This window comes from Primorskyibacter aestuariivivens (genome assembly GCF_028023675.1).
Taxonomy (GTDB): Bacteria; Pseudomonadota; Alphaproteobacteria; order Rhodobacterales; family Rhodobacteraceae; genus Marinovum; species Marinovum aestuariivivens.
This window is the reverse complement of sequence record NZ_JAQIOZ010000003.1, coordinates 104591-130825: the sequence shown is the minus strand read 5'-3', so window position 1 is coordinate 130825 and position 26235 is coordinate 104591. Positions and strand designations below refer to the sequence as shown.

Genomic DNA, 26235 nt, shown 5'->3' with positions numbered 1-26235 from the left:
GGTCCCCACAGGTTTGGTGCAGCATGGCAAACCGTGGGTCTTTAGTAAAGCATTGATAACGTTACTGGGTTCCGAACATCCGATCCCCGGCATCGCCAAGGCCCGGAACGATATATCCCTTTTCGTTCAAATGGCTATCGAGCGCAGCTGTCACGATGGGCACGTCCGGATGCGCCTCTTTCATTCGCGCGACACCTTCGGGGGCGGCCAAAAGGCACAGAAACCGGATATTGCGCGCCCCCGCCTGTTTGAGAAGGTCAATCGCCGCCACCGATGAATTGCCGGTGGCCAGCATCGGATCGACCGCAATCACCAACCGGTCTTCCAGCGCGTCGGGCACCTTGAAGTAGTATTGTACGGGGGTCAGCGTCTCTTCGTCCCGGTAAAGTCCGACAAACCCCACCCGCGCCGTGGGGATCAGTTCAAGAACCCCGTCCAACAGCCCGTTACCCGCGCGCAAAATCGAGATCAGCGCCAGTTTCTTGCCCGCCAGAACCGGGGCCTCCATCTCCTGTAGGGGCGTTTCGACCTTGCGGGTTGTCATTGGCTGGTTGCGGGTGATCTCGTACGCCAGCAACTGGCTGATCTCGCGCAGAAGCCGCCGGAAATCGGTGGTGGGCGTGGATTTGTCGCGCATCAGGGTGAGCTTGTGCTGCACCAGCGGGTGATCGACGATTGTGAGATGCTCGGTCATGCGGTCTCCAGCTTTTTCAGGATTTTGTCACGGGTTGATGCGTCACAGAACGCGGCGTCGATGGCCGTCTGGTTCAGCGCGCGGACATCATCCTCGTTCCATTCGAACACACGGGCGAGATTTTCAAACTCGCGGGTCATGGTGCTGTGGAAAAACGGCGGGTCATCGGTGGATACGGTCAACTTGATGCCGCGTTCGCGCAGCTTTTCAATGGGATGCGCGGCAAGGTTCGGGTAGACCCCCAGCACCAAATTGGAGCCCGGGCAGACCTCGAACACCACGCCCGCCTCGGCCAGTTCCTCGACCAGCGCCAGGTCTTCAATCGCGCGCACGCCGTGGCCGATGCGTTCGACGCGCAGGTCGCGCCAGGCCTCGCGCACCGATTGCGGCCCGCCCCATTCCCCGGCATGGGCGGTCAGCCGCAGACCAGCTTCGCGTGCCATGTCGAAAGAATAGGCGAAATCAGCGGGTTGTCCGGCGTTCTCATCCCCCGCGATACCAAAGCCCGTCAGCCAGTCATCGGCGGTTTCCGCCGCGCAAAGCGCAATGCGTTTGGCCTGATCCGGGCCAAAATGGCGGATACAGGTGACGATGCCGCGCAGCGTGATACCGAAATCGCGCTCAGCCTGATCCGCAGCCTCACGTATGGCATGCAGGTACTCACGCCACGCGCCAACATCCCCGCCACCGCAGAAATCGGGCGACAGGAAAGTCTCGCTATAGACCACCCCATGTGAGGCGCTTTCCTCCAGCACCGCCAATGTCAGGCGGCGGAAATCCTCGGGGCTTTGCAGCACTTGCGTTGCAGCCTCGTAGACCTTGAGAAATTGGAGAAAATCGCGAAAGGCATAATTGCCCCGCTCATCAAAGATACCGGAGATATCCACATGTTTCTCTTTCGCCAGCCCGGCGATGAATTTCGGCGGGGCCGCACCTTCGAGATGAAGGTGAAGCTCAACTTTGGGAAATGTTCGAAAACTCACAGGAAACTCCGTAGGTTCTGTGGATAAGTCACGCCAAGATGATCAGAAAGAGAAGCGGCGACTGAGGTGAAATCGACCAGCCCGATGCCATTGCTCCCTTGTCCTGCGCCCAGAACGGGAACGCGTTCGCGCGTGTGATCGGTGCCGACCCATGTGGGGTCATTGCCGTGATCCGCGGTCAGGATCATCAGATCACCGGCGCGCAACGCGTCCAGAACCGGACCGATGGCGGCGTCGAACCACTCCAGCGCGCGGGCATAGCCCGACACGTCGCGCCGGTGGCCATAGAGGCTGTCGAACTCAACGAAATTGGCAAAGACCAGCGCGCCATCGGGCGCGGTGGCGACCTCATGGGCGAGATGCTCCATCAACTCCGCATCGCTGCCTTTCGACACTTTATCAATGCCTTGCATGGAAAAGATATCGCCGATCTTGCCGATGGCGTGGACCGGATGCCCCGCCTCCTGCACCCAGTTGGTGAGCACCTTTCCCGGCGGCGTCACGGCGTAATCCCGGCGGTTCCCGGTGCGTTTGAAGGCACCGGGTTCGCCAACAAAGGGCCGCGCAATGACGCGGCCGACGCGCATTTCATGCAGATGCGGGGCAAGATCGGCGCAAAGCTTCAGCAACCGGTCCAGCCCGAAATGTTCCTCATGCGCAGCGATCTGCAACACGCTGTCCACCGAGGTGTAGCAAATCGGCCACCCGGTTTTCACATGTTCCTCGCCCAGATCTTCGAGGATTTCGGTCCCGGATGCATGGCGGTTGCCCAAAATCCCCTCGGTCCCCGCCAGTTTCGCGGCCAGCGCGCTGATCTCGTCGGGAAAGGCCGGGACAGTATCGGGAAAGCTGTGCCAATCCCAGGGCACCGGCAGCCCGGCAAGCTCCCAATGGCCCGACGGGGTATCCTTGCCCCGCGATTGCTCGGTTGCGGCCCCCCAAAGCCCCTGTGGCGTCACGCCGAGTCCCGGCACATCGTCACCAGACGCGAGGCGACACGCCGCGCCAAGCCCCAGCCGATCCAGATTGGGCAGGCGCAACAGTCCCGAACGCCCCTCTTCCGCGCGGCCCTCGGCGCAGGCTTCGACAATATGGGCCAGCGTGTTCGCCCCGCTATCCGGCGTGGTGCCGTTGAAATACTGATCGGCATCCGGCGCGCCGCCGATTCCCACCGAATCCATCACCACAAGAAACGCGCGCGGCATCAGGAAATCCTTTCAAACACAAGCGGTTGCGGCGGTGGGCGCGTATCGCCCAGCGTGATCGCGCCACGCACCGCGCGCACCGCTGCCTCGGCCTGACTTTCGCGGGCCGCGTGGACGCGCGCGAGCGGTTGGCCCTTGTCAATCCAATCGCCCAGACGCACCACATCCGACAGGCCCACCGCCGGATCGACCAGATCGCTTTCTACCTGCCGCCCGCCACCCAGTGCGACGACCGCCAGCCCCAGCGCCTCGCCCTGCATGTCCGTGACATAGCCGCTGTCCTGTGCCGTGATCTCACGGATCACCGGCGCTTCGGGCAGGAAGCGCTGCCAGTTCTCGGCGAATTGCACCGGCCCGCCCATGGCCGCGCACATCCGGCCAAACCGCTCGGCGGCCGTGCCACTGTCAATGGCGCGCGCGATACGGCCCGCGCCGCCCTCGGGCGTGTCTGCCAAACCGCCCGCCGCGAGCAGCGCCCCGCCCAGCGCACAGCTCAGGTCATAAAGCGGATCTTTGACGCCCCCGGTCAGCACCTGCATCGCCGCATCCACCTCAAGCGCATTGCCCAAAGCGGGCGCAAGCGGTTGGTTCATATCGGTGATCATCGCTTGTGTCGGACAACCGGCAGCATTGGCGGTGCCAACCAGCGCCTTGGCCAAAGCGCGCGCGTCCTCATGGGATTTCATGAAGGCACCGGAGCCTAGCTTGACGTCCAGCACCAGCCCTTCAAGCCCCGCGGCCAGTTTCTTGGACAGGATCGACGCGGTGATCAGATCAAGGCTTTCCACAGTCGCCGTCACATCGCGGATCGCATAAAGCCGCTTGTCGGCCGGTGCGATGTCGGAGGAGGCAGAGACGATGGCGCAGCCGGTCTTAGCCACAACCTCGCGGAAATGGCGCTCTTCAAGCTGCGTGCTCAGCCCCGGTATGCTCTCCATCTTGTCCAGCGTGCCACCGGTATGTCCCAGCCCGCGCCCCGAGATCATCGGCACATAGGCCCCGCAGGCCGCCAGCGCTGGCGCAAGCACCAGCGAAACGCAATCGCCCACGCCCCCGGTGGAATGTTTGTCCAGCACCGGCCCCGGCAGGTCCCAGTGCAAGACCCGTCCGCTGTCGCGCATCGCCCGTGTGAGCGCCACGCGCCCGGGCTCGTCCAGCCCGCGCAGGCAGACCGCCATGGCAAAGGCCCCGGCCTGCGCATCGCTGACCGCCCCATCGGCCAGCCCCTGCGCGAACCACTGCAGGTCTTCGCCCGTGGGCATCTCGCCCCGGCGCAGCGCGGCATTGATGGCGCGCGCGTCGCTCATGTCTCAACGTTTTCCATGTGAGAGGTCGCAAAAGCCCCGGGCAGAAGCTCCGCCATGGTCATCGTCATCTCCACCCCGTCCAGATTGGCCATGGTGATCACCGTGCCCGGCCCTTCGGCAAATTCCGCCAGCTTTTGGCGGCAGCCGCCGCAGGGCGTGACCGGCGTGGGACTGTCGGCGATGACATAGGCGGCGGTGATCCGGGTTTGCCCGGCCGCAACCATCGCGGCAATGGCCCCCGCCTCGGCACAAGTGCCTTCGGGATAGGCCACGTTTTCAACGTTGCAGCCCGGATGCAGAGACCCGTCCTCCGCCTGCATCACGGCCCCCACCTTGAATCCGGAATATGGCACATAGGCGTTTTCGCGCACGGCGCGTGCGGCGTCGGATAGACTCATGGCGGCTCCCTGTCGCTTGGATGTTTTGCCCATGATCTGCCCCCGACCACCGGGATGCAAGGCCCGCCATGCCCGGATGGTTGCGCAAACATCTGCGGATTTGCGGTGTGCCGATTTACAGTGCAGGATTGAAACTGTATCCGCCAAAAACGACAATGCACGACTCAAGAAAATAGTTTAACGTTAAACTACCAAGATTTGAGGGCCAGAGACATGAGTGACAGCAGCAACGAGACGCTTCGCGAGGCGGCGCTTTTCTACCATGAGAACCCCAAACCCGGGAAGCTGGAGGTGCGCGCCACCAAGCCGTTGGCAAACGGTCGCGACCTGGCCCGCGCCTATAGCCCGGGCGTGGCCGAGGCCTGCCTGGAGATCACCAAGGACGTGACCAACGCGGCGCGCTACACCGCGCGCGGCAACCTTGTGGCCGTGGTGACCAACGGCTCGGCGGTGCTGGGCTTGGGCAATATCGGCGCATTGGCTTCCAAACCGGTGATGGAGGGCAAGGCGGTCCTGTTCAAAAAGTTCGCGGGCATCGACTGTTTCGATATCGAAGTGAATGAAACCGATCCGGAGAAGCTGGCCGATATCGTCTGCGCGCTGGAGCCGACCTTTGGCGCGATCAATCTCGAAGACATCAAGGCCCCCGATTGCTTTATCGTCGAGAAACTCTGCCGCGAGCGGATGAATATCCCGGTCTTTCACGATGACCAGCATGGCACCGCCATTGTTGTGGGCGCGGCGGCCACCAATGCGCTGCGCGTGGCCGGCAAGAAATTCGAGGATATCAAGATCGTCTCGACCGGCGGCGGCGCGGCGGGCATTGCCTGCCTCAACATGCTGCTGAAACTCGGCGTAAAGCGCGAAAACGTCTGGCTTTGCGATATCAAGGGGCTGGTCTATGAGGGCCGGACCGAGGAGATGACGGCGCAGAAGGCCGCCTATGCGCAGAACAGCGCCAAACGCACGCTGGACGAGGTGATCGACGGCGCGGATATGTTCCTTGGCCTTTCGGGCCCCGGGGTGCTCAAGCCCGAGATGGTCGCGAAAATGTCGGACAACCCGATCATCTTTGCCCTGGCCAACCCGACACCCGAGATTATGCCGGACGAGGCGCGCAAAGTGGCACCCGGAGCGATCATCGCCACGGGGCGCAGCGATTTTCCCAATCAGGTCAACAACGTGCTCTGCTTCCCCTTTATCTTCCGGGGTGCGCTGGATGTGGGGGCAAGCGAGATCAACGATGAGATGCAGATTGCCTGTATCGAAGGTATCGCCGAACTGGCCCGCGCCACGACCAGCGCCGAGGCGGCCGCGGCCTATCAGGGTGAACAACTGACTTTCGGGGCCGATTACCTGATCCCCAAACCCTTTGATCCGCGCCTGTCGGCGGTGGTGTCAAGCGCGGTGGCCAAGGCCGCGATGGACACCAGCGTCGCCGCCCGACCGATCGGGGACATGGAGGCCTACAAGGCCAAGCTCAACGCCTCGGTGTTCAAATCCGCCCTGCTCATGCGCCCGGTCTTCGAGGCCGCGGCCACCGCTGCGCGGCGTATCGTCTTTACCGAAGGCGAGGACGAGCGCGTGTTGCGCGCGGCGCAGGCGATTTTGGAGGAAACCACCGAAAAACCCATCCTGATCGGTCGGCCCGAGGTGATCGAGAGCCGCTGCGAACGCGCCGGGCTGGAGATCAGGCCCTCCCGTGATTTCGAGATCGTGAACCCGGAAAACGACCCGCGCTACCGCGATTATTGGGGCACCTATCACGAGATCATGGCGCGGCGCGGCGTGACACCGGACATCGCCCGCGCGGTCATGCGCACCAATACCACCGCCATCGGCGCGGTCATGGTCCAGCGGGGCGAGGCTGACAGCATGATCTGTGGCACCTTTGGCGAATACCGCTGGCATCTGAACTACGTGACGCAGGTGCTGGGCTGCGAGGAGTACCGCCCGCACGGATCGCTTTCGATGATGATCCTTGAGGATGGGCCGCTGTTCCTTGCCGACACCCATGTCTGGTCCCTGCCGACGCCGGAAAACCTGGCCGAGGTGGCCTTGGGGGCCGCACGTCATGCACGTCGCTTCGGGGTTGAGCCACGCGTTGCCTTTTGTTCGCAATCACAATTCGGCAACCAGTTCGAGGGCACCGGCAAACGGCTGCGCGCCGCGATTTCGATCCTCGACGGGATGGAGACGGATTTCGAATACGAAGGCGAAATGAATGTCGACGCCGCGCTTGACCCCGAACTGCGCGAGCGGCTCTTGCCCGGCGGGCGGCTCAGCGGCGCGGCCAATGTGCTCATCTTCGGACATGCGGATGCGGCCTCGGGCGTGCGCAACATCCTGAAAATGAAAGCCAACGGCCTCGAAGTTGGCCCCATACTGATGGGGATGGGCAACCGCGCCCATATCGTGACACCGGGTGTGACGGCGCGCGGGCTGCTGAATATGGCGGCCATTGCCGGGACCCCGGTGGCCCATTACGGCTAAGCCGGACCCCGTGCCGCCCGGGGATGGCGGCACGGGGCTTGGCATGCGGTTATTTCTTGATGGTTTTGGAGCCGGGTTTGGCCGGTTTCTGCTTCTTGTCGCCCATGGCAACAGCACCTTTGTGAAAGCGGCGCGGCCCTGTGCCGCGTCGTGTGATCACATTCGCACGACTCAACGCTCCGCGCTGTCGTATTTTCGACCTGCCCCAGGTCGAATTTCGTCCGGAGCCCCGAGTCGCGCATTTTGCAGCCACCCCGAAGAAGTTTGCAAAGTCCCGGCATTTTCGGCGCTCAGGGGCATATTTCCGTTAAGTTTGCAAAACTTTGCACGCCAGAACCGCGAAATCTGCAAATATCTTGCGGTAACTTGACGCGACCGGCCCCTCACCGCTTGCCGGGGACATGACGCTGGCCCTATCCCCTCCTCAACGCATCGGAGGAGAGTTTCGAATGGGCTACAAAGACGTCTACGACAGCTGGAAGGCAGACCCGGAAGCATTCTGGATGGAGGCCGCCCGCGCCATCGACTGGGATCAGACGCCGTCAAAAGCGTTGTTCGACAAGGGCGACAACCTTTACGAGTGGTTCGCCGATGGCAAGGTCAACACCTGCTGGAATGCCGTCGACCGCCATGTCGAGGGCGGGCGCGGCGATCAGGTCGCCATCATCTATGACAGCCCGATCACCGGCACCCAGTCCAAGATCACCTATGCCGAGCTGCGTGACCGGGTGGCCAGCCTTGCCGGGGCGCTGCGCGCCAAGGGCGTGGAAAAAGGCGACCGTGTCATCATCTACATGCCCATGGTGGCCGAGGCGCTTGAGGCCATGCTGGCCTGTGCCCGTCTGGGTGCAATCCATTCGGTGGTGTTCGGCGGGTTCGCCGCCAACGAACTGGCGGTGCGCATCGACGATGCCAAGCCCAAGGCGATCATCGCCGCGTCCTGCGGGTTAGAGCCGGGCCGCGTGGTCAAATACAAACCTCTGCTCGACGGTGCCATTGACCTGGCCGAACATAAGCCCGAGCTCTGCGTGATCCTGCAACGCGAACAGGAAGTGGCCGACCTGATCGACGGTCGTGACGTGGATTGGCACGGCTTCCAGGACGGCGTGGCCCCTGCGGACTGTGTCCCGGTCGAAGGTAACCACCCGGCCTATATCCTCTATACATCCGGCACCACCGGCGCGCCCAAAGGCGTCATCCGCCACACTGGCGGCCATCTGGTGGCACTGAACTGGACGATGAAGAACATTTACAACGTGGAGCCGGGCGATGTGTTCTGGGCGGCCTCCGATGTGGGTTGGGTCGTGGGCCACTCCTATATCTGCTACGGTCCTCTCATTCACGGCAACACCACCATCGTGTTCGAGGGCAAGCCCGTCGGCACCCCCGATGCGGGCACATTCTGGCGGGTGATTTCCGAGCATAACGTGAAAAGCTTCTTCACCGCCCCCACCGCCTTCCGCGCGGTCAAGCGCGAAGACCCCAAGGGCGAGTTCGTCAGGAAATACGATCTCTCCTGCCTGAAACAGGTCTACCTGGCTGGCGAACGCGCCGACCCGGACACCATCGTTTGGGCACAGGAGCAACTGGGCGTGCCGGTGATCGACCACTGGTGGCAGACCGAGACCGGATTTGCCATCGCGGCCAACCCGGTTGGGATCGAGTTGTTGCCGGTCAAGCTCGGCTCGCCCTCGGTGCCGGTGCCGGGCTATGACATTCAGGTGCTCGATGATGCGGGCCATCCGGTGGCTGCCGGTGAACTGGGTGCCATCGCCATCAAACTGCCCCTGCCCCCCGGCACGCTGCCGAACCTGTGGAACGCCGAGGAGCGCTTCAAGAAAAGCTACCTCAACACCTTCCCGGGTTATTATGAGACCGGCGATGCGGGCATGATGGACGAGGACGGCTATGTCTACATCATGGCGCGCACCGATGACGTGATCAACGTGGCGGGCCACCGGCTTTCCACCGGCGGGATGGAAGAGGTGCTGGCCGGACACCCGGATGTGGCGGAATGCGCCGTGATCGGCGTGACAGACCAGCTCAAGGGCCAGATGCCGGTGGGCTTCCTTTGCCTCAACGCAGGCTGCGACAAAGCGCATGACGAGGTTGTCGCCGAGGTGGTCAAGCTGGTGCGTGAAAAGATCGGCCCCGTGGCGGCATTCAAACTCGCCGTTGTGGTGGACCGCCTGCCCAAGACACGCTCGGGCAAGATCCTGCGCGCCACCATGGTCAAGATTGCCGACGGCGAAGAGTTCAAGATGCCCGCGACCATTGATGATCCCGCGATCCTCGACGAGATCAAGACAGCCCTGCAGACCATCGGCTACGCCAAATAGTTGCGCGCTCTCATCGCCAGACGGAAAAAGGGCCGCTCGGAGATATCCGGGCGGCCCGACTCGTTACGGGAGTTTGGGGGTGCGCCTGCCCCATCCGGCCAGGCAAGCTTTCGCCGACACATTGGGCAGGGCAAAAAGAACGCGGAAACGGCCACTCACACCGTCCCCGCGTTGCTTTTTCAAAACTCGCGAAAGAAATTTCACGAACCCTGACATATCCGGCGCTTCCGAGAAAAAGGGTTGGGAAGCAATTGTGAGACACGGACGCCCCGGACATAAGATTAGTGTGCCGCCGTAATTTGCAAAAATCTGTGATCCACGTCACTCATAGTCCTAGGTTGCGTCCGGTTTCAAATTTTTTTTTGTCGGTTTGATGTATCCTCGTCGTAAAATGGTGTCAGCTGCACGACACGTGCGTCGCACCGCAACCGGTCAACAGGAGAATCCGTTATGGCACTGACGTTTCGCGACATCGCACGTCGGGAGAGCCTGATCCTCGGAGCTTTGACGCCCAAGGAGCGGGCAACGCTGCTGGCCATGTCCAAACCCTGCCATTATCCCGGTGGCAAGATGATCTTTTCCAAGGGCAGCCCGGGCGAGACCCTGTTGCTCATCGAAACAGGGCGGGTCGAGGTCAGCCTGACCTCGGCCTCGGGGAGCCGCTCCATCGTGGCACATCTGGGCCCGGGGGATTGCGTGGGCGAAATGGCCGTGCTGCTGGGCAGTGACCGCACCGCCGATGCCATGGCGACCAATGATGTGACGGGCCGCGTGCTGAACCGGATGCAACTCATGGCCTTTCTCACCGAGCATCCCAAAACGACGCTAGGGCTGATCGCTGATCTCTGCCGCAAACTACAAGCTACGACCGAGGCGCTGGCCGATCTGTCCATGGCTGATGGCGGCACCCGCCTGGCCAAGGTTCTTGTGGGCCTGTTTGACCGCTGGGGCGAAGAAGAAGAGGCGGGTTTCCGGCTCAAACCCTCTGTTTCGCAATCCGACCTGGGTGATATGTCCGGCCTGACCCGCGAGACGGTGAACCGCCAGATCCGCGCCTGGGAGGCGGATGGCATCGTGCAACGGGACGGGCGTGACCTGATCCTCGTCAATCCCGAAGCGCTGGCGGAAAAGGCGCAGTGACGGGGCGGATAATGGGGGCGATTGTCCGCCCGCTCTCTTGAAAAGCCGCCACAGCTGCCAAATCTACCTTCCATGACGACGACAGACATCATCCCCCGCGACGCAGCGACCGCACTTGACGATCTGGCCCGGCGCTACGCGCGCGCGGGCGGGGTTGGGCTACAAGTGCTCAATCTGGTGGGCACGCAGGCGGAAAACCTGCTGGAACGCCTGCCCGACCCTGTCAAAACCCAACTTGAGACCGCGACCGAACGCGCGCTTGGCATCGCGCTGGAGGCGGCGGGGCAAAGCCGCAAACGGGTGGGCGACGCGCCCGCATGGCTGAACCGCGCGGCAACCACCGCGATGGGGGCGGCGGGCGGGTTTGGCGGGCTGCCCTCGGCGCTGGCGGAACTGCCGGTAACGACGACTGTCTTGCTGCGCACGATTCAGGGCATTGCCGCCGATTACGGATATGATCCCGACACGCCCGAGATCAGGGCCGAGTGCCTGTCGGTCTTTGCCGCTGCCGGGCCGCTCGAACACGATGACGGGGCAAACATGGCCTTTCTCTCGGCCCGCGTGACGCTCACCGGGGCGACGGTGCACGGGGTGATCGCCCGCATCGCGCCGCGTCTGGCCACGGTCCTGGGCCAGAAACTGGCCGCACAAACCGTGCCGCTGGTCGGCGCGGTGGCGGGGGCCGCCACGAATTACGCCTATACCAGCTATTATCAGGAAATGGCCCATGTGCATTTCGGGCTCAGGAAAATCGCCGAGCAATACGACCTGACGTGCGAGGACGTGACCCGGCAATTGCGCGCCCGCATGGCCACGCCGACACGGACCAAATGAAATCTGGGCCAACTGACATCAGCGTGAATTGAAAATTAACGGGAAGTGGCGCAAACTCCGGACCCAGAGGCCGGTCAGAGCAGACCAGAACAACGGCCCGCAGCGATGAGGCATAGTATGAAACGCATATGTGCGGCGGTATTGGGCGCCGCTGTTCTAACCCAGAGTGCACCGCTGCCTGCCCATGCGGGCACGATCAGCACGGCCTGTATGCAATCGGGGCGCAAGGCGGCCAACCGGTCGCTGTGCAAATGCATCCAATTCGTCGCAGACCAGTCGCTGAGCCGTGCCGACCAACGGCTCGCCGCAAGCTTTTTCCGCGACCCGCACAAGGCGCAGGAAATCCGCCAATCCGACCGCGCCAACCACGAAGCGTTCTGGGAGCGTTACAAGCTGTTCGGCGCGCAGGCGGAAAGCTTCTGCAAAGGCTACTGAGCAAACGCCCAGCCCCCGTCACAAAGGACTCCCGTTTTCCGACGATCCCCCGTAGTTTCGAATTCGTGAAAACTGCGAGGGCGGGGATATGCTGGCCAAAGGGGTGACATTGCGCGGGCTAGAGGTGTTTGAGGCCCTTGCCCATAGCGGGTCCGTCGCGCAGGCCGCGCGCAGCACCGGGCTCAGCCAACCAGCGGTCAGCCAGCAGATGCGCAATCTGGAAACCGCGCTGGGGACCGATCTGGTCGATCATTCCAAACGGCCGATGCAGCTCACCCCGGCGGGGCGGTCGTTCCTGTCACGGACCGAGGCGGTGCTCAGCCAGCTACGGCTGGCCCAGAGCGAGCTGACGGTGATGGACCTGACCCATCTGTCGACGCTGAACCTTGGCATGATCGACGATTTCGACAATGACCTGACCCCACGGCTTGTCACCATTCTGGCCGAGAGCATGACCAAATGCCGGTTCAAGCTGATCTCGGCCCCCAGCCACGAAATCTCGGCTGCCATGCGCGCCCGGACCCTGCATATCGCGGTCGCGGCCTCCACCGGGGAAGTGGTTGAGAATATTTCTGAATACCCGTTGGTGCGCGATCCGTTCATCCTTGTCACGCCCAAGCGGGTCCCGGGCAGCCCGGCCGAAATCATGGCGCGCCTGCCACTGCTGCGCTATGATCGAGAACAGCTGATCGGCCGCCAGATCGAGGCGCATCTGGCCCGGCAAAAGCTGAGCTTTTCCGAGCGGTTCGAGCTTGGCGCGCATCTGTCTCTGATGACGCTGGTGGCGCGCGGCACCGGTTGGGCGGTGACCACGCCGCTGGGCTATATGCGGGCCGCGCGCATCCATGACGAGATCGCCGCGCACCCCCTGCCCTTCAAGCCGTTTTCCCGCAATATCTCGCTTTTCGCCAGCGCCGACTGGGCCGATCACGTGCCCCGCGACGTGGCCCAGACCATGCGGCGGCTGGTGCAGGACCTGGTGATCGCGCCCGCGTTGAACAAGCTACCCTGGCTGGAGGGGGATTTGCGGCTGATCGAAGCCTGACGGGTCGGCCAACTGGCGGCATCTTTTAGTCCTTGAAATCTGCGCCACCCTGTTCGGCCAGCCTGATATCAAACCGTCTGCGGATATCGCGCTCGACCTCCCGCTCCAGATACGCAGGGTGCGCCCCGGCAAGAGCCGCCCGCGCCCGCGCATTGGCCCGCGCCCAGGCATCAGGCCGCCCGTTTTCGCGCCATGTGATCGGTGCGTCGCGATCCGCCAGATCGGGGTAGAAATAATCCCGCTCCATCGCCGCCATGGTCTGCGCCCCACCAAGGAAATGCCCTTCGCCCCGGACGGCGGCGACAATGTCGTCATAGCCCAGCGTCGCTTCGCTCACCTCGATCCCGCGCAGCGCACGGTAGACATGGGCAAGCATGTCATTATCGAGCAGGAATGCCTCGAACGACACGCCCAGAAGCGAGGCAGTCATGCCCGCGCTTTCATAGATCAGGTTGCCGCCCGCCAGCCCCGCGGCCATGGCCGATATGCCCTTTTCCATACCGTATTGCGCGTCAATCGCCTTGGCATCCGTCATGGAACAGGCCACGCCCGAGGGCAGCCCCAGCCAGTTCGACACCTGCGCCGAGGCCGCATTCAGCACGCTGATCTCGCCCCCGCCGCCGCAAAACGCCCCGGTGCGCAGGTCGATCACCAAGGGCCAGTTGGAAAACACCATGGGATGTCCCGGGCGGATCACATGAACCATGACAAGGCTTGCCAGCGTCTCGGCCAGTGACTGCGCCAGAAATCCCGCCAGCGTCGCCGGGGCCGTCGCACCCGACTGGGCCGCCGTGATGCAGCTGATCGGCATGTTGTGGCGGATGCATTCTTCGGTCACCGCCACCGCGTCCTCGCCATAGCGCATGGGTGAAATGACGGGCGAAATATGCACCTTGACCCATGGGCGATCCACGAACCGTCCCGAAGGCGCGGCCATGTCCAGCATCTCCACCACCGGTGCCACGGTTTCCGCGACGGTAAAGGAGGTCGCCACCGGCTTGGTCGTGCCCTTGAGAAGCGCAAAGGCGGTGTTCATGTCGAGCGCGAGGTCGCTCTCCATATCGGTCGCCACGCAGCAGCGGGTGAACCAGCTCACATTGGTGAGCCCGTCCTGCAACCGCGTGAAATCATAGAGGTCCTGCAGGGTCGAGGGCCGGTAATCACCGCTGTCGAGGTCCAGCACCTGCACCGCCGCGCCGCCGGTTCCGAAATGCACCGCTTGCCCGCCCACGGTGATATCACGCGCCGGATCGCGGCCATGGAGAGGAAAGACCTTTGCAGCCCGCGCGATCGCATCCTGCACCAGCTCCGGCGGGATCTGCACCCTGTCCCCCGCACGCCGCGCACCGTGATCGGCCAGCCGCGCCGCCAGCCCATGGGGCACCTCGCCCATGCCCAGGTCATCGAGCAACCTCAGCGCCGTGTCGAAAATCGCCGCGCAATCCGCCTCACTCAGCGGCGTGTACGCGCCACCAATCTGCCCCGGCGGACAGGGGTTCACCACCGGCGGGGCCGCGCGGGCGGCGAGTTTTTCCTTGCGTCCGGAACGGCGTGTGCTGCGGGTCATGAGCCTGTCCTTTGTGCCATGGAACGCGCGCTGAACAACGGCGCAAGCCCGCCATTGCGACCTTCGGCAACTGAAAAACTCAGTTTCCGAAAAATCAAAACTTCAAAGGCAGGCTTTGCAGCCGCCCCCGGCTTTGCACCTATAGGCAAAAACGAGGGAGAGGCCCATGAAATCGACAACGCGTGTTGTGGTCATTGGCGGCGGGATCGCAGGCTGTTCGACGCTCTACCACCTGACGCAGGAGGGGTGGAGCGATGTTGTGCTGCTTGAGCGCAACGAGTTGACCTCGGGGACCACATGGCACTCTGCCGCGCAGGTGACGAATTTCGGCATGACCCAGACCATGGTCGGGCTGAAGAGCCATTCCATCGCGCTTTACCGCGACCTTGCCGCCGATCCGGACTACCCGGTGGGCTATCACTATGGCGATGGCGGCATTCGGCTGGCCAACACGCAAGCGCAGATGGAGGGCTATCGCCACTTTGCCTCCATGGCCGCCGGGATGGGGGTGGAATTCGAGGTGATCGACGCGGCGGAATGCAAACGCCGCCATCCGCTGATCTCCACAGACAATCTCGTGGGCGGGCTCTGGGACCCGCATGACGGCGATATTGACCCCGCGCAGCTGTGTCAGGCGCTGGCGCGGCGCGCGCGCAAGGCCGGGGCCGAGGTCTATCGCAACTGCCCGGTCATGGGGCTGACCCAGCACCCCGATGACAGCTGGACCGTGCATACGAAACAGGGCGAAATCGACTGTGAAATCGTGGTGAATGCGGGCGGCTACCGGGTGAACGAGGTGGGCGCGATGATGGGCGTGCATCATCCGGTCATGTCGATGGAGCACCAGTATTTCGTGACCGATGCAATCCCGGAGATTGCCGCCGCTGGGCATCGCATGCCACTCCTGCGCTGCCCGATCAGCGATTATTACTGTCGTCAGGAGAAACAGGGGCTGCTGGTCGGCTTCTACGAACAGGGCTGCCGGACCTGGGGCATGGACGGGATTGACCCGCATTTCGTCAATGCGCTCTGCCCCGATGATCTCGACCGGATCATGGATGTGCTGGAGGGCGCTTTTGCCCGCATGCCCGCGCTGCGCGAGGCCGGCATCACCACAGTCGTGAATGGCCCGATCACCTATTCCATGGATGGCGCGCCGCTGGTGGGGCCCATTCCGGGCAAACTCAATGCGTTCTGCATCATCGGGTTGCGCGCGGGCGTGGGCGAAGGCGGCGGGCATGGCTGGCTTCTGGCGCAACAGATCGTGCATGGCGAGGCGTGTTATGACACCTGGGGACTGGACCCGCGCCGCTTTACGGGCCATGCCAATGCGGAGCTGACCGGGTTGAAGGCGATCGAGGAATATCAGAACGAATTTCGGTTCCATTTCCCGCATGAGCACCGCCCCGCCGGGCGACCCGCCAAGACCACGTCACTCTATCCAATCTGGCAAGCCGAGGGCGCGGCATTTGCCCCGGTCAACGGCTGGGAGCGGGTGGACTATATCAAGCCCGCGCCGGAGTTCGAGGAAGAGCACAGCTTCCGGTTCTCCAACGTCTTTCCCATCGTGCGCGACGAGGTTCTGGCGCTGCAATCCTGCGCGGGCCTGACCGAGGTGAACGGGTTCAATCGGTTTGAAATAACCGGGGACGGCGCGCATGACTGGCTCGATACCATGATCTGCGGCAATGTTCCCCGCCGCCCCGCGCGCGTGGGGCTTGGCTATCTGCTGAACCATCAGGGCGGGGTGAAATCCGAGGCGACGATTGCCAATCTGCCCGGCACTGATCTGGGGCCAGAGACCATCTGGTACGGCTCTGCCGCAGCATCAGAATTTCATGACATGGATTGGCTCCGCACTCATGCGCCCGAGGGGGTCACCATCCGCTCGCTCACCAACGCCCACACCATCCTCGTGATCGCCGGACCCAAGGCGCGCGCGGTGCTCAGCGATGTCGCCCGTGGCGACTGGTCAGCCGCAGGTTTCCCATGGCTCAGCGTCCGGCGCGCTTTCATCGGACATGCGCCCGCCGTGGTTATGGCGGTCAGCTTCTCGGGTGAACTGGCCTATGAAATCCATGTGCCGAATGAGAGCCTTCTGACCGCCTGGCTGGCCCTGCGTGAGGCGGGCAAGGCTCATGGCATGACGCTCTTCGGCGCGCGCGCGGTTGACTCCATGCGGCTGGAAAAAGGCTACCGCCACTGGAAAGCCGACCTGATCACCGAATTCGACCCGTTCGAAAGTGGCCTCGACCGGTTCGTGAACATGGACAAGGGCGATTTCATCGGGCGCGCAGCATTGGCGACCAAGGGACCACGTGAAAAATCCTTTGTCTCACTCCTCCTCGACTGTTCCCACGCCCCCGCGCATCCCGGCGCGTCGATCCGGGCGGGCGGGCGAATCGTCGGCACCGTGACATCGGGCGATTGGGGGCACCGTAGCGGCGAAAACCTTGCCATGGGGTTTATGGACCGCGCCGCAGAGGGGGAAACACTCACCATCGACGTGCTGGGTGCACCGGTCGCGGCACAGATCGTGGCCCCGGTGCGCTATGACCCGGACAACAGCCTTGTGCGCTCTTAGTGGTTGCCGTCAGGCGTCAAGAAAGACCCGCACCGAGGCCTCGAATTCACGCGGTTTCTCCGCATGCAGCCAGTGCCCCGCATCCGCCAGCTTGGCAAACCGCGCCTTGGGGAACAGCGCGCGGATCGCCGGGCGGTGCTCGGGCAGGACATAGTCCGAATTCGCCCCGGCGAGAAACAGCGCAGGCCCGTCAAACACCCCGTCAACCTCCGGGAAGGACAGGATTTTTTCCATCTCATCCGCCAGCACGTCAAGGTTCAGCTTCCAGCGCTGCCCCGCCGCATCGAGCGACTGGGTGAAAAACGCCTGAAGCGTCTTGTCCTCAACATATGCGGCCAGTTGTTCGACCGCGTCAGAGCGTTTCGTGACGCGGGACAGGTCCACCTTGCGCATCGCTTCGATATACTGGATCTGCGAATGGCCATACGCCACCGGCGCAATATCGGCGACCATCAGCTTGCGCACCATATCCGGGTGCTGCAACGCCAGAACCATCGCCGCCTTGCCGCCCATGGAATGGCCCACCACATCGGCCTGCCCGTCATAAGCGGCAATCACCTCGGCCAGATCGGCGGCCATGTCCGTGTAGGAATGGCTGTCCTTCCACGGGCTGTCGCCGTGGTTGCGCATATCCACCGCCACCACATGCCGGCTGTCCGACAAACGCTTGGCGATCACCCCCCAGTTTCGGGCCGAGCCATAGAGCCCATGCACGATGATCAGCGGCGTGCCGCCCGGTGTTCCATGTTCGATGACGTTCAACATGGCGCCTGTCTAGCGCGCAGGTGCCGGGCGTGAAAGCCCGAACTGTTGCCCCGGTGCGGTCTGCGGCGTATGGAACGATCCGTGCTGGATCAAAAAGACATAGAGGCGCGCAAGGCGCGATTGGCGGAACTTCTGGGCACGCAGCTTCGGGTGCGTGGCAAGACGCTTGAGACGCGTATGGCGCGGGCCGGTCGGCTTTTGCCGAAATGGGCGCGGCGCGATCTTGAGAAAATCGTCGAGGCGTCCAGGCATGCGGGCCACCCCAAGCTGGCGCGCATGGTGGACCTGGCGACGCTCGACAAGGCCGAAGCGCGGGTGACGCGCTATCTCCGCTCGCTCGACCCGGTTGAAGCGCGCAAGACCGCCTGGCTGCGGCTGGCCGGTTTGATCGCGCTCAACCTGTTGATTGTGCTCGGCGTTTTCCTGTGGGTGATTTACTCTCTCGGCCACCTTTGAGCAGCGGTTCGCGGTATAGCACATCCCGCACGACCACCGTTACGGTGACAAAACTTACATAGAGCAAGAGATACCAGGACCCCATCTTGGACAGGCTGACCATGTCAAATCGCGAATGCCCGGCATAGATCCAGGTATTGGTGGCGGTGCCGATGTTTTCCGCCACCCAGAGCGCAAAAGACGTGAGCAGCGCCGCCACCGGCAACGGCATCCAGCGCGGCGTTGCCCCGATGGTAAACCAGATGCGGGTGCGCAGGAACAAAAGCACCGTGGCCGCGAACAAAACGTAGCGCGAATCCCAGATGAAATGATGCGCGAAGAAATTCACATAGATCGCGACCGCCAGCGCCACGGTCATCCAGAACGGCGGATAAGGCGCGAATTTCATGTCGAAAATCCGGATCACACGGGCCATGTAGCTGCCCACGGCGGCATACATAAAGCCGGAAAAGAGCGGCACGCCCCAAAGCTTCATCACCCCCGGTTCCGGGTACGCCCAAGAGCCTGCATTGACCTTGAAAAGCTCCATCGCCGTGCCCGTGAGGTGAAAGAGCGCGATCACCCGCGCCTCGCGCAGCGTCTCCAGCCGCAGCGCCAGAAACAGCACCTGCAACCCCAGCGCATAGATCAAGAGCGCATCATAGCGGTGCAGCGGCCAGTCCTCCTGCCAGATGCGGTCGCTAAGGATCAACCCGCCCAGCATGGCAAAGCCGAACAGGCAGGCCCAGGCCTGTTTGAGCAGGAACATGACAAATTCGACCAGCCCGGCGGGCAGGCGGGCGCGGACCCAATCGCCAAGGCGACGTTCAAGACGGCGGGTGGGGGGCAGTTGGGTCATTGAAAAAGCTTTGGTCCGGTATCAGCGTGGCGCAACCTGCCCCGTCCGGTGACAGGGCCACAAGTCAGGAATTCCACGCCCGGGCACAAAGCTCATCCGCGTTCCGGCGCGACCTCTGCGGAAATCTCCTTGGCGCAGGCGGTGCGGTCGCTGGCCCGGGCCTCATCCCCGGTGACGGCCGAAGCGAAAAGGCCCGCGGCAATGGCGACGGCGGTGATGATCGGCGGAACCTTGTAATTGGGGCGCATGGTGTCTCTCCTGTTGATGCACAAGAGTGATACGCAGCGCGCCAGCCAATCCGTTGGAAGATGACAGGAATTTTAACAACCACGCATGAAAAGGCCCCGGCATGGCAGCCGGGGCCGGTTCGCGGCGCGATGCGCCTTATCGGGTGACGGTCACGCCCTCGGCGTCGATGCCATCCGCGATGTCGGAGTTGATCACGGTCAACGTGCCTTGCCCCGCATCCTCTTGCACCACTTCAAGCCCGGTGTCGTCGCTGTCGTCGTTGCCCGAGGTCATGCTGTCCGCAACGCGCACGACAACGCCGCCGGCATCCTCTTCTTCAAACACCGCGCCCTTGCCGCCGTTATCTCTGGACGCCGCACCCTGCATCAGCCCCTGAATACCGCCTGCGTCTTCCTCTGACAGCTTGTAGCCGTCATCGGTATTGCCGCTCGCGGTGGTGCCGATAAAGCTGGCAGTGATGCCGCCGGGGCCTTCTTCGTCGAAATCCACACCTTCATCGAGGTTGTTCGAAATCTCGGAATTGATCATCACGACGTCCAGCCCGCCGGGGCCAGCCTCGTCAATGTCAAACCCGTCATCCAGATCGAGCCCGAATTCATACTCTTCGACGGAACCATCGTCATAAAGCGCCACCTCACGCTCGATGCAGGCATCGTCGGGCGATCCGGTCACGGGGCCGGGAATGTCGGCCTCGGCACGCGCGCCCTGCTCGAACTCCCCTTCCGCCTCTGCGGGCAGGAACGCGGACAGGATCGCCGGATCGCAATAGCCGCCATTGTTCACGAAACGCGATCCCGTCTCGGTGACGTAGACGCCGCCCGCCTGGCCTTCGTCCAGTTCGATCCCATCGGCACCCACGCGGGTAAAGAGCGAGTCAGTGGCGGCAAAAAGGATGTCACCGGCGCCCCGTTCGTCCACGCGCAGGCCGTCGGCGTCAAAGCTGCCATTGCCCACGTTGTCGATGGTCACATTGTCGAAATCGACGGCAATCGAAGCAGGCGAGCCTTCCCCCGCGCCGCCACCACCGCCGCCGCAGGCATCGGCCAGCGTACAGTCGGAAACATGCACGCCGTGCCCCGCGACGCCCGAGACCGTGACAGTGTCGAGCGACAGCACGACAAGCCCGGTCTGGTCGTCGCGCACATCCACGAAAATCCCCTTGCCCGCGCTGGCACCGTTCAAGTCGCCACGGTTCTGAATGTCAAAGCCGCCCGGACCGGCAAAGTTCAGGTTGCGGATCGTCAGGTTCGCACCGGCTGTCGCCGCAAGCAGCGTTGCATTCCCGGCCAATGAAACGGTCTGGCCCTGCCCGTGAATGGCAATGGCGGCCTGACCGGCATAGGTCAGGGTGCTGGCGATGGCGATGTCATCCTTGGTCACGATCACGATCTGCCGCGCAGTGTCGCTGGCGGCGGCGCTCTCAAGCGCTGCGCGCAGGCTGCCGTCGCCGCTGTCATTGGCATTGGTGACGAGGATCGTCGTCTCGGCCAGCACGGTGGAGCCCCAAGCGGTGGCCAGAGCCGCGATGCTGAGCGCGGTGCAAAAAGTCAGTTTGGTCATGTGATGTCCCAGAGTTTATCCGGGGCATCGCTAGGGCCTGCTCTTTACAGGCGCGTGACAGTTGCATGACAGAGATATGTCAATCGCAAGAGCCACGCCAAAGCAAAAGGCCCGCCGGTGTTCACCAGCGGGCCTTGTCTGTCTCAGGATCGCAAAATCCCGATCAAAGCTCGGGATAGATCGGGAAGCGGGCGCAGAGTGCTTCGACCTCGGCCTTCACCTTGGCTTCAACCTCGCCATTGCCGTCTTCGCCATTGGCGGCCAGACCATCGACCACTTCGATGATCCAGTCGGCGATCTGGCGGAACTCGGCCTCGCCAAAACCACGGGTCGTACCGGCAGGCGAACCCAAACGGATACCAGAGGTGATGGTCGGCTTTTCCGGGTCAAACGGCACGCCGTTCTTGTTGCAGGTGATATGCGCCCGGCCCAGCGCCTTTTCGGTCGCGTTGCCCTTGACCCCTTTGGGGCGCAGGTCGACCAGCACCACATGGGTGTCGGTGCCGTGGGTCACGGTATCCAGACCGCCCTTGATCAGCTGATCGCTGAGCGCCTGTGCGTTCTTGATCACCTGTTGCTGGTAGGTCTTGAATTCCGGGCGCAGCGCCTCGCCAAAGGCCACAGCCTTGGCCGCGATCACATGCATCAGCGGCCCGCCCTGAATGCCGGGGAAGATGGCCGAATTGACCTTCTTCGCAATCGCCTCGTCATTGGTGAGGATCATGCCGCCGCGGGGACCGCGCAGAGTTTTGTGCGTCGTGGTGGTGGCCACATGGGCATGCGGGAAGGGCGAGGGATGCTCACCCGCCGCCACGAGACCGGCGAAATGCGCCATGTCCACATGCAGCCAGGCGCCGACCATATCAGCGATCTCGCGCATGCGTTTGAAATCGATCTGGCGCGGGATGGCAGAGCCACCGGCGATGATCAGTTTCGGCTGGTGCTCTTTCGCCAGCGCCTCGACCTGATCGTAATCCAGCAGGTTGTCCTGCTGGCGCACGCCGTATTGCACGGCGTTGAACCATTTGCCGGATTGGTTGGGCGCGGCACCATGGGTCAGGTGACCACCGGCGTCGAGGCTCATGCCGAGAATGGTATCGCCCGGCTTGATCAACGCCTGGAACACGCCCTGGTTGGCCTGGGAACCGGAGTTGGGCTGGACGTTTGCGAATTCGCAGCCAAACAGTTCCTTGGCGCGTTCGATGGCGAGGTTTTCTGCGACATCGACCCAGTCACAGCCACCGTAATAGCGACGGCCCGGATAGCCTTCGGCGTATTTGTTGGTCATCACGCTGCCCTGCGCTTCCATCACGGCGCGCGAGACGATGTTTTCCGACGCGATCAGCTCGATCTCGTCACGCTGGCGGCCCAGTTCGCCGGTGATCGCGGCCTGAAGTTCGGGATCGCGGTCGGCAAGCGATTGGGTGAAAAAACCGGTGTCTTTGTGAGGCGCGTTCATGCGGCTGGCTCCTGGCAAGGCAATTGGTTGGCGCGTTACCTAATGCAAACTGGCCGCATGGGAAAGCCGGGAATGCGACGCAGCGCGGATTGAGAGCGGCACGGCTGGTCTTGGGGTGAAACATGTGCTTGTTTCGGAAACGGAACGCGCCCCGAGGAAACCGCTCATGTCACTCAGAATCGCCTTTACCGCCAGCGAGGCCCCGATCGCGCAATCGGCCAATGCGGCACTGACGGCCAAATATGGCGATCATGCGGAACAGGGCGCGGATGTGATCGTCGCGCTGGGGGGCGACGGGTTCATGTTGCAGACGCTGCACCGGACCCAATCCAACCCCGCCCCGGTTTACGGCATGAACCGGGGCACTGTGGGCTTTCTGATGAACGAATATAACGCCGCCGGGCTGATAGAACGGCTGAACGCGGCGGAAGAAGAGGTGATCAACCCGCTGTCGATGAAGGCGGTCTGCCAGGATGGCTCGGAACATAAAGCTCTGGCGATCAACGAGGTCTCGCTTCTGCGCGCGGGACCTCAGGCCGCGCGGCTGAGGATCAGCGTCGATGGCCGGGTGCGCATGGCCGAACTGGTCTGTGATGGCGCGCTGGTGGCGACGCCTGCAGGCTCGACCGCCTATAACTTTTCCGCCCATGGTCCGATCCTGCCCATCGGGGCGGATGTGCTGGCCATGACGGCGATGGCGGCGTTCCGGCCCCGGCGCTGGCGCGGCGCGCTCCTGCCCAAGACGGCGGAGGTCCGGTTCGAAGTGCTGGACCCCGACAAGCGCCCCGTCATGGCCGAGGCCGACGCCCGCGCCGTGCAGGACGTGGTCACGGTGGACATCCGCTCAGAGCCGTCGATTGCCCACCGCATTCTCTTTGACCCCGGTCACGGGCTTGAGGAACGGCTGATCCGGGAACAGTTCGTTTGATCTTTGCCCGCCGTCAGCGCGGCGGCAGACGCGTTGCGGCATCCAGACGGATCACCGTCCCGTTGAGATAGGCATTCTCGATGATATGCGCGGCCATCCGCCCGTATTCTTCGGGCGCGCCCAACCGGGCGGGAAACGGGATATTGGCGACGATCTTGTCTGACACGTCCTGCGGCAGGGCCTGCATCATCGGTGTGTTGAACAGCCCCGGCGCAATTGCCATCACGCGCACGCCCTGACGGGCCATTTCACGGGCCGCGGGCAAGCACATGGACGCAATCGCCCCCTTGGACGCGGCATAGGCGGATTGGCCCACCTGCCCATCCTCGTAAGCAATTGAGGCGGTGTTGATGATCACCCCGCGTTCGCCATCCTCCAGCGGGTCCAGTTCGACCATCCGCCGCGCCGCATGGCTCATGACATTGTAGCTGCCGATCAGGTTGACGCGGATCACTTTTTCGAACGTGTCGATCGAGGTCTGACCGTCGCGCCCCACGATCCGCGCGGCATCGGCCACGCCGGCACAGTTGATCGCCACGCGGGGCACCACGCCCAGCGCCAGCGCCAGCGCGCCAATCGCCTGATCCACCGCATCGGCATTGCCCACATCCACCTGAGCAAAGGCTCCGGCGATCTCATCCGCCACCGCCGCGCCGCGGTCCGCGTCGAAATCGAGAATACCCACCCGGGCACCTTGTCCGGCCAGATACCGCGCCGTGGCCTCACCCAGACCACTGCCGCCGCCGGTCACGATCACACCCAAACCATCAAGCTTCATGACTTGCTCCCATTGTCGTTTCGGGCAGTTCGAGCAAACCCGCGCGCGCCCTGCCAGAGTGACGTTACGTCAATAGAGCAGGAACAGCGTGATCGACGGGAAGAGCACCAGGATGACAACCCGCAAAATGTCGGACGTCACGAACCAGATCACCGCCTTGTAGGTTTCGACCATGGGCGTGTCGCGATCCATCGTGTTGATGATGAACAGGTTCATCCCTACCGGTGGCGTGATCAGCCCGACCTCGACCACGATCAGCACCAGAATGCCGAACCAAATCGCGACGCGCTCGATCTCGATGCGGTTGGCCATGCCCTCGGTTACGCGGATCCCGATAGCCTTCATCTGCTCCCGGGTCAGTTCCGCGCCGTTTGCGATGGCGACGTTGATACTGTCGATCATCTCCTGCGCCACGCCCTGCGGGATGCCGTTTGCCAACGCTTCGCGCGCGGCCTCGGCCTGCATCGCGGCAAGGTCCACCAATCCGAAATCCATGGCCGAGATCACCGGGAAGAAGATCGGCACCGTAAGCAGGATCATCGACAGCGAATCCATCAGGCAACCGAAGATCAGGTAGAAGATCAAGATCATCGCCAAGACGGTCCAGTGGCTGAACCCCTGCCCCACAACCCAGGCCGACAGTTCCTGCGGCACTTGGCTGAGCGCGAGAAAGCCGTTATAGAACCCGGCCCCCAGCACGATGAAAAAGATCATCGCCGTGGCCGATGCCGTGGCAATGATCGAGTCCTTGAACACCTGCCAGTTCATATTGCCCGAAAGCAGCGCGATGACCCCCGTGCCTGCCGCGCCCACAGCCGCACCTTCGGTCGGCGTGAACCAGCCTGCGTAAATGCCGCCCACCACGAGGCCAAAGACCAGCAACACCGGCCAGACATCGACCAGCGCGCGCATGCGCTCGGACATCGGCACCGGCTCGCGCGTGCCTGCCGCATCGGGGTGCACGCGGACATAGATCGAGATGGTGATGATATAGCCAATGGCCGCCAATATGCCGGGGATGAAGGCGGCCAGGAACAGCTTGGCGATGTTCTGTTCGGTCAGGATGGCGTAGATCACCAGGATCACCGAGGGCGGGATCAGAATGCCCAGCGTGCCACCGGCGGCCAGCGTCGCGGTGGAAAAGCCCCCGGAATAGCCATAGCGGCGCAGCTCCGGCAGCGCGACCTTGCTCATCGTGGCCGCCGTGGCCAGCGACGAGCCGCAGATCGCACCAAACCCCGCGCAGGCCCCGACCGAGGCCATGGCCACCCCGCCCTTGCGGTGGCCCAGAAAGCTTTCCGCAGCCTTGAACAACGCCGAGGACATACCCGACAGCGTCGCGAACTGCCCCATCAACAGAAAGAGCGGGATGATCGACAGCGAATAGCTGGAAAAGGTGGTGTAGGTCTCGCTTTTCAGCTTGGCCATGAACATGGCGGTGCCGTCCGTGGCGAAATAAAGCCCGCCCAAGCCGCACAGCATCATGGCAAGCCCGATAGGCGCGCGCAGGAAGATCATCAGCAGGAGGACGGGAAAGGAAATGTATCCCAGTTCGAGCATGCTCAATGGGCCGCTCCTTGGCTGTAGGGCATGCAGCGACGGCCCGTCGCAGCCTCGGCCAAACGCGCCCACGCGCAGTAAAGCGCTACAAGCGAGGCCACCAGCGCGGCGATGAGGCTGGCGGCATAGGCCCACCAGACCGGGAATTGCAAAAGGAACGTTGTCTCGCCGTAATCCAGCTTGTTCTGCAGCCCGGCAAACAGACGCCAGGTGATCAGCCAGATCACCAGCGCCAGCACAACCTCCCAAAAGGCGATGAGCCAGCGATTGCCACGTTTCGGCAGTGCCTGGGTAAAGATGTCGACAGTCGCATGGCCGCTGTAAAGCTGGCAGATTGGCAGAAAGGAAAAGATCGCAAAGGCGATGCCCGCCTCGACCAGTTCGAAATCACCGGTCACGGGGCCAACGCCCGCAGCGATCAGCGCCGCACCGAGCGCTTCGGGCAGGATGCCGGAATGGCCCAGTGTATTCAGCCCGCGCCCCAGCACACTGACGCAGGTCAGCACGATCAGCGCGCTCAGTACAAGCCCCCCGACAATCGCCATTGTCCGGGCCAGCCGGTCCATCACCTTCAGCATTACCCCACCCGTCGCCAAAAGATCGCGACGCCCCCGGCCC

The 26235-nt window shown here is 63.1% G+C and carries 23 protein-coding genes; 9 read left to right on the top strand and 14 right to left on the bottom strand.

Going from position 1 to position 26235, the window contains the following annotated elements; genetic code table 11:
* Positions 1-61 precede the first annotated feature (61 nt).
* The 5 genes from upp to PGB28_RS02720 are packed head-to-tail and all read right to left on the bottom strand — an operon-like array spanning position 62 to position 4587.
* The gene (upp, locus tag PGB28_RS02740; RefSeq protein ID WP_271419952.1) at positions 62-694 is read right to left on the bottom strand and encodes a uracil phosphoribosyltransferase; all 633 of its coding nucleotides are present in this window, start codon (positions 692-694) and stop codon (positions 62-64) included.
* Positions 691-1677, bottom strand: coding sequence for an adenosine deaminase (locus PGB28_RS02735; protein ID WP_271419951.1), 987 nt, complete (start codon positions 1675-1677; stop codon positions 691-693). The genes upp and PGB28_RS02735 overlap by 4 nt, the downstream gene beginning before the upstream one ends.
* Positions 1674-2882 (bottom strand): phosphopentomutase, encoded by a 1209-nt coding sequence (locus PGB28_RS02730; protein ID WP_271419950.1) that lies wholly within the window; start codon positions 2880-2882, stop codon positions 1674-1676. The genes PGB28_RS02735 and PGB28_RS02730 overlap by 4 nt, the downstream gene beginning before the upstream one ends.
* Positions 2882-4189 (bottom strand): thymidine phosphorylase, encoded by a 1308-nt coding sequence (locus PGB28_RS02725; protein ID WP_271419949.1) that lies wholly within the window; start codon positions 4187-4189, stop codon positions 2882-2884. Before PGB28_RS02725 ends, PGB28_RS02730 begins: the two co-directional genes overlap by 1 nt.
* Positions 4186-4587 (bottom strand): cytidine deaminase, encoded by a 402-nt coding sequence (locus PGB28_RS02720; protein WP_271419948.1) that lies wholly within the window; start codon positions 4585-4587, stop codon positions 4186-4188. The genes PGB28_RS02725 and PGB28_RS02720 overlap by 4 nt, the downstream gene beginning before the upstream one ends.
* A gap of 213 nt (positions 4588-4800) precedes the next feature.
* Here PGB28_RS02720 and PGB28_RS02715 point away from each other — a divergent pair, with 213 nt between their 5' ends.
* The 6 genes from PGB28_RS02715 to PGB28_RS02690 all read left to right on the top strand — a co-directional run bounded on the left by PGB28_RS02715 (position 4801) and on the right by PGB28_RS02690 (position 12873).
* Complete coding sequence (locus tag PGB28_RS02715) at positions 4801-7080, top strand: NADP-dependent malic enzyme (protein WP_271419947.1); 2280 nt, start codon at positions 4801-4803, stop codon at positions 7078-7080.
* Positions 7081-7529: 449 nt separating this feature from the next.
* Complete coding sequence (gene prpE / locus PGB28_RS02710; RefSeq protein ID WP_271419946.1) at positions 7530-9419, top strand: propionate-CoA ligase PrpE; 1890 nt, start codon at positions 7530-7532, stop codon at positions 9417-9419.
* 450 nt (positions 9420-9869) lie between these two features.
* Positions 9870-10559 (top strand): Crp/Fnr family transcriptional regulator, encoded by a 690-nt coding sequence (locus PGB28_RS02705; protein WP_271419945.1) that lies wholly within the window; start codon positions 9870-9872, stop codon positions 10557-10559.
* Between the two features lie 72 nt (positions 10560-10631).
* A complete protein-coding gene (locus PGB28_RS02700; protein ID WP_271419944.1) occupies positions 10632-11393 on the top strand; it encodes an EcsC family protein in 762 nt (253 codons plus the stop codon).
* A 117-nt stretch (positions 11394-11510) separates the two neighbouring features.
* The gene (locus PGB28_RS02695) at positions 11511-11828 is read left to right on the top strand and encodes a hypothetical protein (RefSeq protein ID WP_271419943.1); all 318 of its coding nucleotides are present in this window, start codon (positions 11511-11513) and stop codon (positions 11826-11828) included.
* A gap of 88 nt (positions 11829-11916) precedes the next feature.
* Entirely contained in the window at positions 11917-12873 is a 957-nt protein-coding gene (locus PGB28_RS02690; protein ID WP_271419942.1) for a LysR family transcriptional regulator, read from the top strand.
* 25 nt (positions 12874-12898) lie between these two features.
* On the opposite strand, the gene PGB28_RS02685 is transcribed toward PGB28_RS02690, so the two are convergent.
* Positions 12899-14440, bottom strand: a complete 1542-nt coding sequence (locus tag PGB28_RS02685) for a trimethylamine methyltransferase family protein (RefSeq protein ID WP_271419941.1) — start codon at positions 14438-14440, stop codon at positions 12899-12901.
* 166 nt (positions 14441-14606) lie between these two features.
* Here PGB28_RS02685 and PGB28_RS02680 point away from each other — a divergent pair, with 166 nt between their 5' ends.
* Positions 14607-17024, top strand: a complete 2418-nt coding sequence (locus PGB28_RS02680; protein ID WP_271419940.1) for a GcvT family protein — start codon at positions 14607-14609, stop codon at positions 17022-17024.
* 9 nt (positions 17025-17033) lie between these two features.
* On the opposite strand, the gene PGB28_RS02675 is transcribed toward PGB28_RS02680, so the two are convergent.
* Complete coding sequence (locus tag PGB28_RS02675) at positions 17034-17789, bottom strand: alpha/beta fold hydrolase (protein ID WP_271419939.1); 756 nt, start codon at positions 17787-17789, stop codon at positions 17034-17036.
* Positions 17790-17870: 81 nt separating this feature from the next.
* Here PGB28_RS02675 and PGB28_RS02670 point away from each other — a divergent pair, with 81 nt between their 5' ends.
* Positions 17871-18245 (top strand): hypothetical protein, encoded by a 375-nt coding sequence (locus tag PGB28_RS02670; RefSeq protein WP_271419938.1) that lies wholly within the window; start codon positions 17871-17873, stop codon positions 18243-18245.
* Here the strand turns inward: PGB28_RS02670 and PGB28_RS02665 are convergent.
* The 4 genes from PGB28_RS02665 to glyA form a co-directional block, all read right to left on the bottom strand.
* Complete coding sequence (locus PGB28_RS02665; protein ID WP_271419937.1) at positions 18184-19083, bottom strand: DUF817 domain-containing protein; 900 nt, start codon at positions 19081-19083, stop codon at positions 18184-18186. The two genes, PGB28_RS02670 and PGB28_RS02665, sit on opposite strands and share 62 nt — an antisense overlap.
* A gap of 92 nt (positions 19084-19175) precedes the next feature.
* On the bottom strand, positions 19176-19331 hold the full coding sequence (locus PGB28_RS02660) for a hypothetical protein (protein WP_271419936.1): 156 nt from the start codon (positions 19329-19331) through the stop codon (positions 19176-19178).
* Between the two features lie 136 nt (positions 19332-19467).
* Entirely contained in the window at positions 19468-20892 is a 1425-nt protein-coding gene (locus PGB28_RS02655; RefSeq protein ID WP_271419935.1) for a hypothetical protein, read from the bottom strand.
* Between the two features lie 163 nt (positions 20893-21055).
* Complete coding sequence (gene glyA, locus PGB28_RS02650; RefSeq protein WP_271419934.1) at positions 21056-22351, bottom strand: serine hydroxymethyltransferase; 1296 nt, start codon at positions 22349-22351, stop codon at positions 21056-21058.
* A gap of 166 nt (positions 22352-22517) precedes the next feature.
* Here glyA and PGB28_RS02645 point away from each other — a divergent pair, with 166 nt between their 5' ends.
* Entirely contained in the window at positions 22518-23279 is a 762-nt protein-coding gene (locus PGB28_RS02645) for an NAD kinase (protein ID WP_271419933.1), read from the top strand.
* 13 nt (positions 23280-23292) lie between these two features.
* Here PGB28_RS02645 and PGB28_RS02640 read toward each other — a convergent pair whose 3' ends face one another.
* The 3 genes from PGB28_RS02640 to PGB28_RS02630 all read right to left on the bottom strand — a co-directional run bounded on the left by PGB28_RS02640 (position 23293) and on the right by PGB28_RS02630 (position 26195).
* Positions 23293-24057 carry an SDR family NAD(P)-dependent oxidoreductase gene (locus PGB28_RS02640; protein ID WP_271419932.1) on the bottom strand — a complete coding sequence of 255 codons (765 nt, stop codon included), beginning with the start codon at positions 24055-24057 and terminating at the stop codon, positions 23293-23295.
* A gap of 69 nt (positions 24058-24126) precedes the next feature.
* Positions 24127-25623 carry a TRAP transporter large permease gene (locus tag PGB28_RS02635; protein WP_271419931.1) on the bottom strand — a complete coding sequence of 499 codons (1497 nt, stop codon included), beginning with the start codon at positions 25621-25623 and terminating at the stop codon, positions 24127-24129.
* Positions 25620-26195, bottom strand: a complete 576-nt coding sequence (locus tag PGB28_RS02630) for a TRAP transporter small permease (RefSeq protein ID WP_271419930.1) — start codon at positions 26193-26195, stop codon at positions 25620-25622. Before PGB28_RS02630 ends, PGB28_RS02635 begins: the two co-directional genes overlap by 4 nt.
* Positions 26196-26235: the final 40 nt, after the last annotated feature.

Coding starts and splice junctions, on each gene's coding strand:
- PGB28_RS02665 (WP_271419937.1), bottom strand. CDS start 19,083: ATGACCCAACTGCCCCCCACCCGCCGTCTTGAACGTCGCCTTGGCGAT.
- PGB28_RS02655 (WP_271419935.1), bottom strand. CDS start 20,892: ATGACCAAACTGACTTTTTGCACCGCGCTCAGCATCGCGGCTCTGGCC.
- PGB28_RS02705 (WP_271419945.1), top strand. CDS start 9,870: ATGGCACTGACGTTTCGCGACATCGCACGTCGGGAGAGCCTGATCCTC.
- upp (WP_271419952.1), bottom strand. CDS start 694: ATGACCGAGCATCTCACAATCGTCGATCACCCGCTGGTGCAGCACAAG.
- PGB28_RS02630 (WP_271419930.1), bottom strand. CDS start 26,195: ATGCTGAAGGTGATGGACCGGCTGGCCCGGACAATGGCGATTGTCGGG.
- PGB28_RS02685 (WP_271419941.1), bottom strand. CDS start 14,440: ATGACCCGCAGCACACGCCGTTCCGGACGCAAGGAAAAACTCGCCGCC.
- PGB28_RS02660 (WP_271419936.1), bottom strand. CDS start 19,331: ATGCGCCCCAATTACAAGGTTCCGCCGATCATCACCGCCGTCGCCATT.
- prpE (WP_271419946.1), top strand. CDS start 7,530: ATGGGCTACAAAGACGTCTACGACAGCTGGAAGGCAGACCCGGAAGCA.
- PGB28_RS02675 (WP_271419939.1), bottom strand. CDS start 17,789: ATGTTGAACGTCATCGAACATGGAACACCGGGCGGCACGCCGCTGATC.
- PGB28_RS02730 (WP_271419950.1), bottom strand. CDS start 2,882: ATGCCGCGCGCGTTTCTTGTGGTGATGGATTCGGTGGGAATCGGCGGC.
- PGB28_RS02690 (WP_271419942.1), top strand. CDS start 11,917: ATGCTGGCCAAAGGGGTGACATTGCGCGGGCTAGAGGTGTTTGAGGCC.
- glyA (WP_271419934.1), bottom strand. CDS start 22,351: ATGAACGCGCCTCACAAAGACACCGGTTTTTTCACCCAATCGCTTGCC.
- PGB28_RS02640 (WP_271419932.1), bottom strand. CDS start 24,057: ATGAAGCTTGATGGTTTGGGTGTGATCGTGACCGGCGGCGGCAGTGGT.
- PGB28_RS02715 (WP_271419947.1), top strand. CDS start 4,801: ATGAGTGACAGCAGCAACGAGACGCTTCGCGAGGCGGCGCTTTTCTAC.
- PGB28_RS02720 (WP_271419948.1), bottom strand. CDS start 4,587: ATGAGTCTATCCGACGCCGCACGCGCCGTGCGCGAAAACGCCTATGTG.
- PGB28_RS02680 (WP_271419940.1), top strand. CDS start 14,607: ATGAAATCGACAACGCGTGTTGTGGTCATTGGCGGCGGGATCGCAGGC.
- PGB28_RS02695 (WP_271419943.1), top strand. CDS start 11,511: ATGAAACGCATATGTGCGGCGGTATTGGGCGCCGCTGTTCTAACCCAG.
- PGB28_RS02725 (WP_271419949.1), bottom strand. CDS start 4,189: ATGAGCGACGCGCGCGCCATCAATGCCGCGCTGCGCCGGGGCGAGATG.
- PGB28_RS02645 (WP_271419933.1), top strand. CDS start 22,518: ATGTCACTCAGAATCGCCTTTACCGCCAGCGAGGCCCCGATCGCGCAA.
- PGB28_RS02700 (WP_271419944.1), top strand. CDS start 10,632: ATGACGACGACAGACATCATCCCCCGCGACGCAGCGACCGCACTTGAC.